The following is a 14,877-nucleotide window of genomic DNA, read 5'->3' as shown; positions in this document are numbered from 1 at the left end:
TGGGCCGCGGATCGAAATGGCTTCCTAGCTTTACGACGTGCCCCCTCGTACCGATGAAACGGCCGCTCCGGCCGTCACCCCAGCAGCCGACCGTGCGGCGCTCCGCATAGCCGTGCTCGCCGACTCCGACACCCGGTGGAAATGGGGCGCGCTCACCGCGCGCCGCCTCGCCGGGTCCCCGGAGGCAGGCGCGGCGGAGCGACCCGTCGAGATCAGCGGTCTGCTGCTGCGCGGCCGGGCCACACCGACGCCCCGCCAGCTCGCCGAAGTGGGCGAGGTCGGGGTCGACGCCGGCCGGGTGCGCGAGGTGACGGCCGTCGAGTTCCTGCACACGGTGCGGGACGAGGCGTACGACGTGGTGGTCCTCGCCCTCGTCGGCGGCGCCGTCCAGGCGATGCTGCACGGCCTGGCCGCACTGGACCTGCCCCGCAGGCCCGTCGTCGTCACGGGCTATGTCGGGGTCGTCTACGAGAAGCTCGCCGACGGACTCCTGCTGCGCCACGGCGCGGACGTCGTCCTCGCCAACTCCCGCCACGACGGCGCCCGTTTCCGCGCGGTGTACGAAGGGGTCGGCGCCGACGCCTCGTCCGTCACCGAGGCCGCACTGCCGTTCCTCGGCGGGGAGCCGCACCGTGCGGAGGAGGGGCGCGACACCGTCGTGTTCGCCGCCCAGCCCTCCGTACCGGCATCCCGCGCCGACCGCATGTACCTGCTGCGCCGGCTCGTCGAGCACGCCCGGCTGCACCCCGCCCGCGAGGTCCTGCTGAAGCTGCGCTCCAAGCCGGGTGAACACACCACGCACATCGAGGAACTGCCCTACCAGCGCCTCGCGGAGCGCATCCCCGGCGGTCTGCCGCCCAACTTCAGCCTCGTCTACGGGCACATGGGCGAGGTCCTGGACCGCACCGACCTGCTGGTCACCGTGTCCTCGACCGCCGCGCTGGAGTCCCTGCACCGGCGGATCCCGACCGCGATCCTCTCCGACCTCGGCGTCCGCGAGGCGCTCGGCAACCACCACTTCATCGGGTCGGGACTGATCACGTCCTGGGACCACCTCGACGGCGGCCGCCGCCCGGAGCCCGACACGGAGTGGCTCGCCGGCCAGGGCGTCGCAGCCGACGGCACGTACGGCGCCGCCTACGACACCGCCCGCGTGCGGGTCGCGGCACTGCTGGCCGCCGGGCCGCTTCCCCGCCTCGCCCCCTACTACACGCCCGCCACCGCGCCCGGATACCTCCCCGGCATCCTCGCCCGCTACCACCTGGGCCCCGACGGCCACCCGCTGCCGGGCGCCGTCACGGCCCAGGAGACGGGCCGGGTCCGGGGCGCGGTCCGCGAGACCGTGCGCAACGCGGCGCGCGGCGCCTACCGCCACGGCGTCCAGCGGATCGCTCCCGTGATCCGGCGGATGGGCGAGCTGTGACCACCGATTCAGGAGCAACCATGACCCCGCGCCCCACCGTGCTCGCCGTGATCCCCGCCCGCGGCGGATCCAAGGGCGTGCCCGCCAAGAACCTCGCCCGGATCGGCGGCGTCCCGCTCGTCGCACGGGCCGTCCGCGCCTGCCTCGCCTCGCCCGAGGTCACGGACGTCGTCGTCACCACCGACGACCCGGCCATCGCCGCCGCGGCCAGGGCCGCGGGGGAGGCTCTGGGGGAGGACGCCCGGCTGCACTGCGTGCAGCGCCCCGCCGCCATCGCCGGTGACACGGCGACCAGCGAGGACGCGGTCCTGCACGCCCTGCACACCTACGAGACGACGTCGCACGGCCGGAAGGCCGACGTGGTGCTCCTGGTCCAGTGCACGAGCCCCTTCATCACCCGTGAGGACATCGACGGCGTCGCCGCCGCGGTCGCCCGTGACGGCGCCGACACCGCCGTCACGGTGGCGCCCTTCCACGGCTTCGTGTGGCGCGACGGCAGCCCGGTCGAGGACGACACCTACGGCGTCAACCACGACAAGTCCGTACGCCCCCGCCGCCAGGACCGGCCCCAGGACTACCTGGAGACCGGCGCCGCCTACGCCATGGACGTCGAGGGCTTCCGCACCCACCGCCACCGCTTCTTCGGCCACACGGCGCTCGTGCACACCGACCCCGCCCGGGTCCTGGAGATCGACGACCCGCACGACCTGGCCCGCGCCCGCGCCCTCGCGCCGCTCCTGGACCCCTCGCCGTTCCCGACCCGGGCTGACATCGACGCCGTCGTCCTCGACTTCGACGGCACGCAGACCGACGACCGGGTCCTCATCGACTCCGACGGCCGCGAGATCGTCGCCGTGCACCGCGGCGACGGCCTCGGTGTCGCCGCCCTGCGCAAGGCCGGCCTGCCGGTCCTGATCCTCTCCACGGAACAGAACCCGGTCGTGGCCGCCCGCGCCCGCAAACTCCAGGTCCCCGTCCTGCACGGCATCGACCGCAAGGACCTGGCACTCAAGCAGTGGTGCGAGGAGCAGTCCGTCGCTCCCGACCGCGTGCTCTACGTCGGCAACGACGTCAACGACCTGGCCTGCTTCGGCCTGGCGGGCTGGCCCGTCGCCGTGGCGAACGCCCACGACTCGGTGCGCGCCGCCGCGCGCGCCGTGACCACCAATCCCGGCGGCTCCGGCGCCATCCGCGAGATCGCGGCCTGGCTCCTGGGCCCCACCCTCAACCCCGAAACCCCCGTAGCTCCCGTAGCCCCCACCAAGTAAGGAAGCACCACCATGAGCAACAACTCCCGCCTGCGTACGTTCGGCACCCGCACCGCCGGCCCCGGCCACCCCGTCTACGTCACCGGCGAGATCGGCATCAACCACAACGGCGACCTCGACAACGCCATCGCGCTGATCGACGCGGCCGCCGAAGCCGGCTGCGACGCCGTCAAGTTCCAGAAGCGCACCCCGGAGATCTGCACCCCGCGCGACCAGTGGGACATCGAGCGCGACACCCCCTGGGGCCGGATGACGTACATCGACTACCGCCACCGCGTCGAGTTCGGCGAGGCCGAGTACACCGCCATCGCCGAGCACTGCGCCAAGCGCGGCATCGACTGGTTCGCCTCCCCGTGGGACACCGAGGCCGTCGCCTTCCTGGAGAAGTTCGACGTGCCCGCGCACAAGGTCGCCTCCGCCTCCCTGACGGACGACGAGCTGCTCCGCGCGCTGCGCGCCACCGGCCGCACCGTCATCCTGTCCACCGGCATGTCGACGCCGAAGCAGATCCGCCACGCGGTCGAGGTCCTCGGCAGCGACAACATCCTGCTCTGCCACGCCACCTCGACGTACCCGGCGAAGGCCGAGGAGCTCAACCTGCGGGTCATCAACACCCTGCAGCAGGAGTTCCCGAACGTCCCCATCGGCTACAGCGGTCACGAGACCGGCCTGCAGACGACCCTCGCCGCCGTCGCCCTGGGCGCCGCTTTCGTCGAGCGCCACATCACCCTGGACCGCGCCATGTGGGGCTCCGACCAGGCGGCGTCCGTCGAGCCGCAGGGCCTGACGCGCCTCGTCCGCGACATCCGCACCATCGAGGCCTCCCTCGGTGACGGCGTCAAGAAGGTCTACGAGTCGGAGCTCGGCCCGATGAAGAAGCTCCGCCGGGTCGCGGGCGTCGTCGCCGAGACCGAGAACGCGCCGGCCGCCGAGCCGGTCGCGGTCTGACGGGCCGACCGGTGAACCTCGCCTTCGTCGAGAGCCCGGTCCAGCTCCTGAACGTCCTGGAGTGGACCCACACCCGGGGAGGAACCGACACCACCATCGTCGTCCTCCCCCCGGTCGACCCGATGTCGCGCGGACAGCTGCGCAGGATGGCGGAGCTGGCCCGCGACGAGGGCGTCACCGTCCGCTGGCAGGAGGCGCGCGGGGAGACCGGCGCGCCTCTGAAGGCCCTGCGCGCGCTGACCGGCCTGATCCGCAAGGCCGACCGCATCGTCATCGGGGACCCGTTCTCCCGGTACGTGCAGCTCCTCCTCAGCCTGGTCCGCACCCGCCGGATCACGGTCGTCGACGACGGCACCGCCACCATGGAGTTCGTCGCCCAACTGGCGGGCGGCGAGCGCCTGGTGCGCTGGCACCGGCGGGGCAGCGGGGGCCCGCGCGAACTGCTCCTGGCCCCGGTCACCTCCAGGGCCCGCCGCAGCTTCACCCCGTCGGCGACCCGCACGGTCGAGGTGTTCACCGCGATGCCGGTGGAAGCCCCCGACGGCATCGAGGTCACGGCGAACACCTTCGCCTGGACCCGGGAACGCTTCGGCCCGCCCCTCATCACCAAGGGCGCCGACCTGGTCGGTACCTCCCTGGTGGAGACGGGGGTGGTCGACCCGGTCCCGTACGAGGAGGCGGTCACCGCACTGGCCCGTACCCACGGTGCGACCCGCTACTTCGCCCACCGCCGCGAATCCGCGGACAAGCTCCACGCCCTGGAAGCCGCCACCGGCCTGGAGATCGTCCGCCCCGACCTTCCCCTGGAGCTCATCGCCCGCAGAGGCCCCATCGGCCACACGGTCCTGAGCTTCCCCTCCACGGTGGTCCACACCCTTCCGCTGGCCCTGGTGGGCACGGGCGTGAAGGTCGCGGTGTGCGACATAGCGCCGGAGTGGCTCCGCGACACGGCCTCCCCGCGCGCCCACGGCTTCCTGAGCGGTGTCACGGAGACGGCGAAGGACGTGCAGCGGCTGGCGCCCTGGCGGGCCACGGCGGTGGCGGCCACGGAGGGATAGGACGCCCACGACCGGTGCCGCCGCCCGGCTGCCCGTCTCCCGGAGCCGGGCGGGTTCCGAGGCACACTCCAGGCGGTCTTCACTCCTGCCGGTGGGCCGACGGATCGCCTGCGGGTCCGCCCGGGGCGCGGAGTCCCGAGGGGCGCAGGCTCCAGACCACATCACGGATCGCGGACTCATCGCCCGGTCCGTCCCCGTCGTCCTGGTGCCGGTCGACGACGATGCGCCCGCACTGCACGTATCCCGTGCCGCTGCGGGATCGCAGACGGACCACCAGACGGGTGTCCCGCCACCCCGGCGGGACGCCGGATTCCTCGTAGACGCGGGAGAACTCGGCGTCGTCGACGGCGTGGAGTTCGAGGTCCTCGTACCGCTTCACGAGCTGCATGGAGTCGACCGCCTCGAAGTGGAGGTCCAGCCGGCTGTCCTCCACCCCGTCCTTGCGGGACCGGAGCAACAGGTGGGAGTGGCTCACCCCGTAGCCCCAGACACGGAAGGTCCGGCCGAACCGGTGGAGGAGGGTGGCGGGTTCGCCGTACGGACTGCTGATCAACGGGAGCCGCCTCCGTCCCCGGCTTCCCGCACCGCCCGCCGCTCCACGCCCCAGCGCCTGAACGCGACGGCGAAGGCGATCCCGGCGAGCAACGCGGGTGCGGCGGACTGCGCCGTCAGCGACGCCACCCAGTCGGGATTCATGCGCTCCGTCATGCCGCTGGTGTACTGGCAGGTCGCCTGGGGCGGGAAGAAGCTGTACTCCAGCGTCCTGGGCGCATGGAGCCCCCAGTCCGCGCCCGCCGAGCAGGCCGAGGACGGCCCCACGAGCAGCTTCCAGCCGGCCAGTGCGTACACCAGGAGGAACGCGGAACCGGTGACGGAGAAGGCCGTTCCCGTACGGCGGAGTTTCTCGGCTCTGGACATCGGCGTCACGAACCGGCCGCCGGGGCGTGGGTCGAGGCACTCCGCGAGCAGGGCCACGAACACACAGGCCACCATGACCGCCAGACCGGCACGGAGCAGGGTTCCGAGCACGGCCCGGCCGCCGACGGACAGGACGTCACCGCCCTGGAACTCGCAGACGGTGGCCGGTGGAAACGCCTGGTACCGCACGTCCCGGAGCCTTCCGGGACCCTCGATCAGCCCGTGCATGCACCGCTCGTCGAACTCGAGCATGCCGAACACGGCGATCGCCGAGGCGACCGTCAGCACGGTGAAGGAGATTCCTGCCGCAGCCCACAGGCCCCCCGTGCGGTAACCGCTGTGCACGCTCACGTTGGACATTCGCGCAGAGTAATCGAACGCGACACCGGTCCTGGCCCGATTGTCCGAGCTCGTCGAGGGCGGTCCGCCAACACCGCGCCCCGAAGCCCGAAGCTCGACTCCCGGGCTTCGAGCGCCGGGACCGGCCGGTTCACTCGTTCGGGGGCATGAAGGCGGGTGCGGGCCCGGAGCTTGAGCTTCGGGATCCGGGGGTCGGGAGCCGAGCGCCGGGACCCGAGACGTGTAGTCAACCGGTAGGGAAAAGAAGGTTGGCAGGAAACCTTCCCGACCTCCCCGACCCGTCACGGCCAGCAAGTATGACTAATCGTGACTAGCTTGCGGCGCAACGTCACGAGTGCTTACGGTGCCCACAACTGAACGACCCCGACATGGTGTTGGCACACCGGGCCGGGGTCTCACCCCAAGATCGAATGGACGCCGATCTCGTGGCTACCCAGCACATTAGCCCCGCCCTGTGCGCCCCCGCACCCCTCTCCCGCCCGTACGCGAAGGCCAACCCGGGCTACGGAAAGCGCTCCACGCCCGGTCAACGCCCGCCCCGGCCCGATGACTTCGCCCTGCTGCCGGAGCGTGAGCGGTACGTCGCCGGATACGTCGACCACCTGCCCGACGGAGCGGCCATGGACATCAAGTCCCTGGCCAAGTCCCTGCCGCTGTACGGGCAGATGGCCGTCGGCAGCGCCCTGAGGGCCCTGGGTGTGGCCGGACACCTTCGCCACGTCCGGTGCCCGGCGGACGCGGGCGGCGGCCAGATCCGCTGGATCACCCGCACCTACTGGTCCCGCACGGCCCGCGACAACGAGTGGTGGGCCGCGTTCCTCGGTGCGGTCCCGGCCGCCCCCGCCGTCCCCGCTGCTGCGTCCGTCCTCGCCGTGCCGCAGCAGCGGACCGAGGAGCCCGAGCCGGTTCCCCAGCCTGCCCCCGGTCCGGAAGAGGCCCCGCAGGCGGCTCCGGCGGGCGCGCCTTCGCCCGCCTACCTCGCCCTGGCCCGGCTCGGCCGGGCCGATGCCCGCCTCGCCCTCTCCGCCGCCGACTGTGCAGCGTTGGAGGAGGCGGCCGCCGCCTGGCTCGCGCGCGGCGTGAACACCGAGTACCTGGTCCGGACGCTCACGGCGGGGCTCCCGGCGGCCGTGGACTCGCCGGTCGGCTTCGTCAGGCGCAGGCTCCGCGACAAGCTCCCGCCCTTGCTGCCCGCAGCCCCGGCCCCGGACGCACCGGCCACGCCCGGGCGCCGCCCCATGGTCGAGTGCACGCAGTGCGGCGCCCCCGGCCGCCCCGAGGCGCTCCCCGACGGCCTCTGCCGCTCCTGCCGCACCTCGGCTCCGGCCGACACGACCACTGCGCCCGAGCCGCCCGCCGGGCGTGATGTGGCGGCGTATGTGGGCACCCTGCGTGAGCTGCTCAGGTCGCCGTGACAGGAGAGGCGGCAACGCGGGACGAAACCCGTCTCGTGGAGGACACAGTCCGTATCAAGGACGTGCACGCCCTGCGCATCCCGGGGGAGGAACAGGAGCGGCTGGACACGCTCACACCGGAACGGCGAACGGGAGAGCATACCCACCGCAACCGCCCATCACACGCCGCCGCACCGTCTTTGTTCCTCTAAGCGGCTGAACTTTTGTTGATCTGTGGCCAGTTGCGGGTGTCAGGGGCCTACCCTTGACTAGGTGAACCAGTTGAAGTCCCGTGCGCCCCACTCCGAGGCCGTCCTGCCCGGCGCCCTGCCCGACGACCTGCGTGCCGAGCTCATCGCCTTCCGCCGTGATCTGCACATGCACCCCGAGCTCGGCAACCAGGAGTTCCGTACCACCGCGGCGATCAAGGCCCGGCTGGAGAAGGCGGGCCTCGAACCGCAGGTGCTGCCCGGTGGCACGGGGCTCGTCTGTGACGTGGGGGAGTGGGACGGTGTGACGCCGATGCTGGCGCTGCGGGGTGACATCGACGGGCTGCCGATCCCGGACACCAAGACGGGCGTCTCCTACCGGTCCACCGTGCCCGACCGTGCGCACGCCTGCGGGCACGACGTCCACACGAGCTGTGTCCTGGGCGCGGGGCTCGTCCTCAGCCAGCTGGACCGGCAGGGGCTGCTGCCCCGCCCGGTGCGGCTGCTGTTCCAGCCCGCCGAGGAGGTGCTGCCCGGCGGTGCCACCGACGCCGTCGCTGCCGGGGTGCTGGAAGGGGTGGGGCGGATCATCGGGGTGCACTGCGACCCCAAGGTGGACGTGGGCCGGGTCGGGCTCCGGATCGGGCCGATCACCTCGGCCTGCGACCGCCTGGAGGTCACCCTCGACGGCCCCGGCGGGCACACCGCCCGCCCGCACCTCACCACCGACCTGGTCACCGCCGCCGCGCGGGTGGCCACCGACGTCCCCGCGCTGCTCGCCCGCCGTGTGGACGCACGGGCCGGGCTCGCGGTCACCTGGGGACGGCTCCAGACGGGCCACGCGCCCAATGTGATCCCGCAGCGCGCCGAGCTGTCAGGGACGGTGCGCTGTCTCGATCTGGAGAGCTGGCGGCAGGCGCCCGACCTGGTGCACGCGGCGATCGACGAGGTGGCCGCGATGCACGGGGCGAAGACGGTGATCGACTACGTCCGCGGGGTGCCGCCCGTGGTGAACGAGGCCGAGACGATCGGTCTCCTGGACGCCGCGATGACCATCCGCCGCGGATCGTATGCGATCGAGGACACCGAACAGAGCCTGGGCGGCGAGGACTTCTCCTGGTACCTGGAGAAGATCCCGGGGGCCATGGCGAGGCTCGGCGTACGGGCCCCCGGTGACACCCGCGGTCTGGACCTGCACCGGGGCGACTTCGACGTGGACGAGGAGGCGATCACGGTGGGCGTGGAGCTGTTCACCGCCGCCGCGCTGCTGGACGCCTGACCGGGGAAGAAGCCGCAGGTGAACGTCGTCCGGAACACGTCGCGTTCTGCGCCCGTAACGTCTCGTGACCGGACTCGACATCTTCTGTTCGCGACGATCCGATAACGGCTTCCGTACGGGTCCTTATCTGACATCTACGCGCGTTACGATCGCCGCGAAACCAGCGCCGGAAGAGGCGCTTCGGTCAGGTTTGAAGGAGCGTCCCTTGCGCCGCGTATCCAAGATCGCTGCTGCGTGTACCGTTTCCGCGGCTCTCGCCTTCACCGCTACCGCCTGCGGTGAATCGTCCACCGAAAGCACTGGTTCCGACAAGGACCAGATGAAGATCGGCATGGCCTACGACGTCGGCGGCCGTGGCGACAACTCGTTCAACGACTCCGCCGCCCGTGGTCTGGACAAGGCCAAGGCCGAGTTCGACGCCGAGACCAAGGAGCTCACCGCCAAGAGCGGCGAGACCCCGGCCGACCGTGAGCAGCGTCTGGCGTCGCTCGCCGAGGGCGGCTACAACCCGGTGATCGGTGTCGGCTTCGCCTACCAGGCCGCGATCGACAAGGTCGCCAAGTCGCACCCCGACACCACCTTCGGCCTGATCGACTCGGTCTCCGAGGCCAAGAACGTGGCCTCCATCGTCTTCACCGAGGAGCAGGGCTCGTACCTCGCCGGTGTCGCGGCGGCGCTGAAGTCCAAGGACGGTCAGGTCGGCTTCATCGGCGGCGTCGACCTTCCGCTGATCAAGAAGTTCGCGGCCGGCTTCCAGCAGGGCGTGATCGACACGAACCCGAAGGCCAAGGTCCAGATCCAGTACCTGTCCACCGGTTCCGACCTGTCCGGTTTCGGCAGCCCGGACAAGGGTGAGGCCGCTGCCAAGGGCATGCTGGACAAGGGCGCGGACGTGGTCTTCGCCGCGGCGGGCGGCTCCGGCGCCGGTGCGATCGAGGCCGTCGCGGGCAAGAAGGGCGCCTGGTCCATCGGCGTCGACTCCGACCAGGCCAAGGACCCGGCCCTGTCGAAGTACGCCGACACGATCATGACGTCGGTCGTGAAGAACGTCGACAGCGGTGTCTACGAGCTGGTGAAGTCCATCAAGGACGGCAAGCCGCTCAGCGGCACGCAGTCCTACTCGCTGGCCGAGGACGGCGTCAGCCTGACCACCACGGGTGACCACCTCACGGACATCCAGGCCAAGATCGACGAGGCGAAGAAGAAGATCGCCGACGGCTCGATCAAGGTCAAGACCACGCTCTGACCGGACCACTCACACCGGGGTCCGCGGGTGCGGTTTCCACCGCGCCCGCGGACCCCGGTTCACGTGTACCTCCGGGCCGGGACTCCCGGCGTGCTTCGGTATCGTGCCCCTGGTCCGCCGCCCTTCGCCGGGTGGCCGACGATTCGGCGGCGCTACGCGCGTAGTGCCCGCCGGCCACGGTAGTTTTCGCCACCGGTCCCCGCGCTGTGTCCGTACATCGCCCGCCCTCCGCTCCTGCCAAGGAGAGTGCGCCATCAAAGCGTCCAGCAGTCCTCATGCCGTAGAGCTCCGCGGCATCACCAAACGATTCCCCGGCGTCGTGGCCAACCACGACATCGACATCACGGTGAGCCGCGGCACCGTCCACGCCCTCGTCGGTGAGAACGGCGCCGGCAAGTCCACCCTGATGAAGATCCTTTACGGGATGCAGAAGCCGGACGAGGGCACCATCTCGGTGGATGGTGAACAGGTCTCGTTCACCAGCCCGGGCGACGCCATCGGCCGCGGTATCGGCATGGTGCACCAGCACTTCATGCTCGCCGACTACCTCACGGTCCTCGAGAACGTCGTTCTCGGCTCCGAGAAGCTGCACGGCATCGGCGACAGGGCGCGGGCGAAGATCAAGGAGATCTCCGACGCGTACGGCCTCGGTGTCCGCCCCGACGCGGTCGTCGAGGACCTCGGGGTCGCCGACCGCCAGCGGGTGGAGATCCTCAAGGTCCTCTACCGCGGCGCCCGCACCCTGATCCTCGACGAGCCCACGGCCGTCCTCGTGCCGCAGGAGGTCGACGCCCTCTTCGACAACCTGCGTGAGCTGAAGGCGGAGGGCCTCACCGTCATCTTCATCTCCCACAAGCTGGGCGAGGTGCTGTCGGTCGCCGACGAGATCACCGTGATCCGGCGCGGAACGACGGTGGGCACCGCCGACCCCGCGAACACGACCAGCAAGCAGCTCGCGGAGCTGATGGTGGGCAGTGAACTCCCCTCGCCCGAGACCCGGGAGTCCACCGTCACCGACACCCCGATGCTGACGGTCGAGGACCTGCGGCTGACGGCCACCGACCCCGACGGTGTGGTGCGCGCCGTGCTCGACGGCATCACCTTCACGATCCACAAGGGCGAAGTGCTCGGCATCGCGGGCGTCGAGGGCAACGGCCAGTCCGAACTCGTCGACGCCATCATGGGCATGCGCACCCTCGACACCGGTTCGCTCACGCTCGACGGCGCCGACATCTCCCACGCGGCCACCCGCAAGCGCCGCGAGGACGGCATGGCCGTCATCCCCGAGGACCGGCACCGGCACGGCCTTCTCCTGGAAGCACCGCTCTGGGAGAACCGCATGCTGGGCCACGTCACCGAGAAGCCCAACAGCAAGGGCGCGTTCCTCGACCTCAAGGCGGCGCGCGCCGACACCGAGCGGATCGTGCGCGAGTACGACGTCCGCACCCCCGGCATCGAGGTCACCGCGGCCTCGCTCTCCGGCGGCAACCAGCAGAAGCTGATCGTCGGCCGCGAGATGAGCCACAACCCCAAGCTGCTGATCGCCGCGCATCCCACCCGGGGCGTGGACGTCGGTGCGCAGGCGCAGATCTGGGACCAGATCCGCGAAGCGCGCCACGAGGGCCTCGCGGTCCTGCTGATCTCCGCGGACCTCGACGAGCTCATCGGGCTCTCCGACACGCTGCGCGTCATGTACCGCGGCAAGCTCGTGGCGGACGCCGACCCGGCGGCCGTCACTCCCGAGGAGCTCGGCTCGGCGATGACCGGCGCGGCCTCCGGCCACCTGGAAGCACCGGGCAGCGACGACTCCGGGGCAGACGGCTCCGGAACCGACCCCCGGGACGGGGGAGAGGACCGATGAAGAAGTTCGACAAGGAGCGGCTGCTCCTGGGGATCGCCGCCCCGCTGCTCGCGATCGTGGTCGCGTTCCTGGTCACCGCTCTGGTGCTCGCCGCCACCGGCAAGGAACCGTTCAGCGCCTTCGGCATCATGTTCGACTACGGGCTGAAGTCCGACAGCCAGGTCTACATCCTCAACAAGGGGACGACCTACTACCTCGCAGGTCTCGCGGTCGCCATCGGCTTCCGCATGAACCTCTTCAACATCGGCGTCGACGGCCAGTACCGCCTGGCCGCCTTCTTCGCCGCCGCGGTCGGCGGTGCGCTGACCCTGCCGGGCGCCCTCCAGATCCCGCTGATCATCCTCACCGCGATGATCGTCGGAGCGATGTGGGCCGGGATCGCCGGTCTCCTGAAGGTCACCCGCGGAGTCAGCGAGGTCGTCTCGACGATCATGCTGAACTCCATCGCGACGGCGATCATCGGCTACCTCCTCCAGCAGGGCCGCCTCGGGCATCTCGACGAGGCCGGCACGAAGGTGTCCACCACCCCGATCCCGGAGTCCTCGCACTTCTTCGAGTTCCCGACCACGCCGACGCCCGTCTGGGGCTTCATCGTCGTCGCGGTCGTCGCCGGATTCGCCTACTGGTTCACGCTCGGCCGCACCCGGTTCGGCTTCGATCTCCGTACGGTCGGGCAGTCCGGATCGGCCGCCGAGGCCAGCGGTGTCGACGTCAGGAAGATGGTCGTCACCTCCATGCTGATCTCCGGCGGTATGGCCGGCCTGATCGGCATGCCGACGCTGCTCAACGACAGCTACGAGTACAGCGGCGACTTCCCGGTCGGCATCGGCTTCACCGGGATCGCCATCGCGCTCCTCGGCCGTAACCACCCCGTCGGCATCGCGCTCGGCGCGCTGCTCTGGGGCTTCCTGGAGCGCGGCACCGGCAAGCTCGAGTTCGAGGGCTACGACAAGGAGATCGTCGGCGTCATCCAGGGCGTCATCGTCCTCTGCGTCGTCATCGCCTACGAGGTCGTCCGCCGGTACGGCCTCAAGCGCCAGCAGAGCAGGGTCGGAGCGGAACTCGCCGCCAAGGCCGCACGTAACTCCGACCAGCAGGAGGTGTCGGCGTGAGCGCCACGGCGACTTCCACCCCGCCGCCCGCGGCCCCCAAGGTCTCCGGCGGCAAGGGCGGCCGCACCCGCTTCACTTTCCCCGTCGTACTGCTGATCATCGCGGCTGCCCTGCTCGCGCTGTCCGCCGTACGGGCCATCACCGGGGCCCAGGACGTCACCTCGGCCGGCCAGATCAGCGCGGCCCTCGCGATGGCCGTGCCGATCGGTCTGGCCGGTCTCGGCGGTCTCTGGGCCGAGCGGGCCGGCGTGGTCAACATCGGCCTCGAGGGCATGATGATCCTCGGCACCTTCTTCGGTGCCTGGGCCGGCTGGCAGACCGACCCCTGGATCGGTGTCCTGGCCGGTGTCGTGGGCGGCATGCTCGGCGGGCTGCTGCACGCGTTCGCGACCGTCACGTTCGGCGTGGACCACATCATCTCCGGTATCGCCATCAACATCCTGGCGCTCGGCTTCACGACGTACCTCGCCAAGCTCTGGTTCAACACGGGTGACGCGGCGGAGAAGGGCGGCAGCCCCAAGCAGTCGCCGCCGGCCGACAGCATCACGCAGTTCACGGTGCCCGGCCTCTCGGACTGGCTGCACTCGGTCGAAGTGCACCACTGGTTCTTCGTCTCCGACCTCGCGGGCATCCTCGGCGGACTCGTCACCCACGTCTCGCTGCTGACCGTGGTGGCCGCGGGGCTCTTCGTCGGCACGTTCTTCGTCCTGTGGAGGACCGCCTTCGGTCTGCGCCTGCGCTCCTGCGGCGAGAACCCGGTCGCCGCGGAGTCCCTCGGCGTGAACGTGTACCGCTACAAGTACATCGCCGTGATCATCTCCGGAGGCCTGGCCGGTCTCGGCGGTGCCTTCCTCTCCCTGGTCACCTCGCACATCTACAACGAGGGCCAGACCGGCGGCCGCGGATACATCGGTCTCGCCGCGATGATCTTCGGTAACTGGCGGCCGGGCGGACTCGCCATGGGCGCCGGCCTGTTCGGCTTCGCCGACGCGCTCCAGCTGCGCAACGGCGGCGAGTCCGTCCACGCGCTGCTCCTGCTGCTCGTCGTCATGCTGGCCGTCCTCGCGGTCTGGAAGCTCTACCGCAAGAGCTACGTCCCCGGTGTCATCAGCGCGGTCATCGCGGCCGCGGTGCTGGTCTGGTACCTCTCCACCGACACGGTGCCCACCGAGTTCGTCAGCGCCACCCCGTACGTCGTCACCCTCCTCGTGCTGTCCCTCTCCGCCCAGCGTCTGCGCATGCCGAAGGCGGACGGCATGCGCTACCGGAAGGGGCAGGGGAAGTGACGGCAGACGCGGCACCCGTCGACTGGGACGCGCTGCGCGAGGCCGCCCGGGACGCGATGTCCCGGGCGTACGCCCCGTACTCGGGCTACCCGGTCGGCGTGGCGGCCCTCGTGGACGACGGCCGCATGATCACCGGCTGCAACGTCGAGAACGCCTCGTACGGCATCGGCCTGTGCGCCGAGTGCGGGCTGGTCTCGCAGCTGGCCGCCACGGGTGGCGGCCGGCTGACCCACTTCACCTGCGTGGACGGCGCGGGCGCGGTGCTCGTGCCGTGCGGGCGGTGCCGTCAGCTGCTGTACGAGTTCGGCGGCCCGGGGCTCGTGCTGGAGACCCCGGAGGGTCTCCGTACGCTCGACGAGATGCTGCCGCAGGCCTTCGGGCCGCAGAACCTGGGGTAGTGCCCCCGCCGCCACCCCGTTCCCCGGACCGGTCCACCCGGCCCGCCCGGGGAGCGGGGTGGCGGAACGTTCCCTCTCTATGCGCGTAGAGTCAACGGGACTCTCTCGCCTACCCAT

13 protein-coding genes are annotated in these 14,877 nt (G+C 71.1%); 11 read left to right on the top strand and 2 right to left on the bottom strand.

Annotation, left to right across the window (positions count from 1 at the left end; translation table 11 throughout):
* Window positions 1–37 precede the first annotated feature (37 nt).
* Genes BFF76_RS11465 through BFF76_RS11450 form a run of 4 tightly spaced genes read left to right on the top strand, consistent with a single transcriptional unit; the run spans window position 38 to window position 4,697 of the window.
* The gene (locus tag BFF76_RS11465) at window positions 38–1,423 is read left to right on the top strand and encodes a DUF6716 putative glycosyltransferase (RefSeq protein ID WP_031096654.1); all 1,386 of its coding nucleotides are present in this window, start codon (window positions 38–40) and stop codon (window positions 1,421–1,423) included.
* Between the two features lie 20 nt (window positions 1,424–1,443).
* Entirely contained in the window at window positions 1,444–2,691 is a 1,248-nt protein-coding gene (locus BFF76_RS11460) for an acylneuraminate cytidylyltransferase (protein WP_031096656.1), read from the top strand.
* A 12-nt stretch (window positions 2,692–2,703) separates the two neighbouring features.
* Window positions 2,704–3,639 carry an N-acetylneuraminate synthase family protein gene (locus tag BFF76_RS11455; RefSeq protein WP_031096659.1) on the top strand — a complete coding sequence of 312 codons (936 nt, stop codon included), beginning with the start codon at window positions 2,704–2,706 and terminating at the stop codon, window positions 3,637–3,639.
* Between the two features lie 11 nt (window positions 3,640–3,650).
* Window positions 3,651–4,697, top strand: coding sequence for a hypothetical protein (locus BFF76_RS11450; protein WP_031096661.1), 1,047 nt, complete (start codon window positions 3,651–3,653; stop codon window positions 4,695–4,697).
* A 79-nt stretch (window positions 4,698–4,776) separates the two neighbouring features.
* On the opposite strand, the gene BFF76_RS11445 is transcribed toward BFF76_RS11450, so the two are convergent.
* Together BFF76_RS11445 and BFF76_RS11440 are read right to left on the bottom strand one after the other, a co-directional pair.
* Window positions 4,777–5,250: a hypothetical protein gene (locus BFF76_RS11445; protein ID WP_234316824.1), complete on the bottom strand. Its 474-nt coding sequence runs from the start codon at window positions 5,248–5,250 to the stop codon at window positions 4,777–4,779.
* A complete protein-coding gene (locus BFF76_RS11440) occupies window positions 5,247–5,975 on the bottom strand; it encodes a hypothetical protein (protein WP_065848138.1) in 729 nt (242 codons plus the stop codon). Before BFF76_RS11440 ends, BFF76_RS11445 begins: the two co-directional genes overlap by 4 nt.
* A 425-nt stretch (window positions 5,976–6,400) precedes the next feature.
* Between BFF76_RS11440 and BFF76_RS11435 the strand changes: the two genes are divergently transcribed.
* The 7 genes from BFF76_RS11435 to BFF76_RS11405 all read left to right on the top strand — a co-directional run bounded on the left by BFF76_RS11435 (window position 6,401) and on the right by BFF76_RS11405 (window position 14,760).
* Entirely contained in the window at window positions 6,401–7,390 is a 990-nt protein-coding gene (locus BFF76_RS11435; protein WP_065848155.1) for a hypothetical protein, read from the top strand.
* A gap of 252 nt (window positions 7,391–7,642) precedes the next feature.
* Window positions 7,643–8,857, top strand: a complete 1,215-nt coding sequence (locus BFF76_RS11430) for an amidohydrolase (RefSeq protein ID WP_107418417.1) — start codon at window positions 7,643–7,645, stop codon at window positions 8,855–8,857.
* A gap of 205 nt (window positions 8,858–9,062) precedes the next feature.
* Window positions 9,063–10,103, top strand: coding sequence for a BMP family lipoprotein (locus BFF76_RS11425; protein WP_031096669.1), 1,041 nt, complete (start codon window positions 9,063–9,065; stop codon window positions 10,101–10,103).
* Window positions 10,104–10,356: 253 nt separating this feature from the next.
* Window positions 10,357–11,964: an ABC transporter ATP-binding protein gene (locus BFF76_RS11420; protein ID WP_031096670.1), complete on the top strand. Its 1,608-nt coding sequence runs from the start codon at window positions 10,357–10,359 to the stop codon at window positions 11,962–11,964.
* Entirely contained in the window at window positions 11,961–13,076 is a 1,116-nt protein-coding gene (locus BFF76_RS11415) for an ABC transporter permease (RefSeq protein ID WP_031096671.1), read from the top strand. The genes BFF76_RS11420 and BFF76_RS11415 overlap by 4 nt, the downstream gene beginning before the upstream one ends.
* Window positions 13,073–14,362 (top strand): ABC transporter permease, encoded by a 1,290-nt coding sequence (locus BFF76_RS11410; RefSeq protein ID WP_031096673.1) that lies wholly within the window; start codon window positions 13,073–13,075, stop codon window positions 14,360–14,362. The genes BFF76_RS11415 and BFF76_RS11410 overlap by 4 nt, the downstream gene beginning before the upstream one ends.
* Entirely contained in the window at window positions 14,359–14,760 is a 402-nt protein-coding gene (locus tag BFF76_RS11405) for a cytidine deaminase (RefSeq protein ID WP_031096675.1), read from the top strand. Before BFF76_RS11410 ends, BFF76_RS11405 begins: the two co-directional genes overlap by 4 nt.
* The last annotated feature ends 117 nt before the right edge of the window (window positions 14,761–14,877 follow it).

The sequence above is a fragment of the Streptomyces mutomycini genome, from assembly GCF_001700505.1.
Lineage (GTDB): Bacteria > Actinomycetota > Actinomycetes > Streptomycetales > Streptomycetaceae > Streptomyces > Streptomyces mutomycini.
Note: the sequence above shows the minus strand (reverse complement) of the source record. Positions and strands in the feature narration are given on the sequence as shown.

Bases quoted from the DNA above. Each gene is read 5' to 3' on its own strand.
- BFF76_RS11460 (WP_031096656.1), top strand. From the start codon at position 1,444: ATGACCCCGCGCCCCACCGTGCTCGCCGTGATCCCCGCCCGCGGCGGA.
- BFF76_RS11455 (WP_031096659.1), top strand. From the start codon at position 2,704: ATGAGCAACAACTCCCGCCTGCGTACGTTCGGCACCCGCACCGCCGGC.
- BFF76_RS11440 (WP_065848138.1), bottom strand. From the start codon at position 5,975: ATGTCCAACGTGAGCGTGCACAGCGGTTACCGCACGGGGGGCCTGTGG.
- BFF76_RS11415 (WP_031096671.1), top strand. From the start codon at position 11,961: ATGAAGAAGTTCGACAAGGAGCGGCTGCTCCTGGGGATCGCCGCCCCG.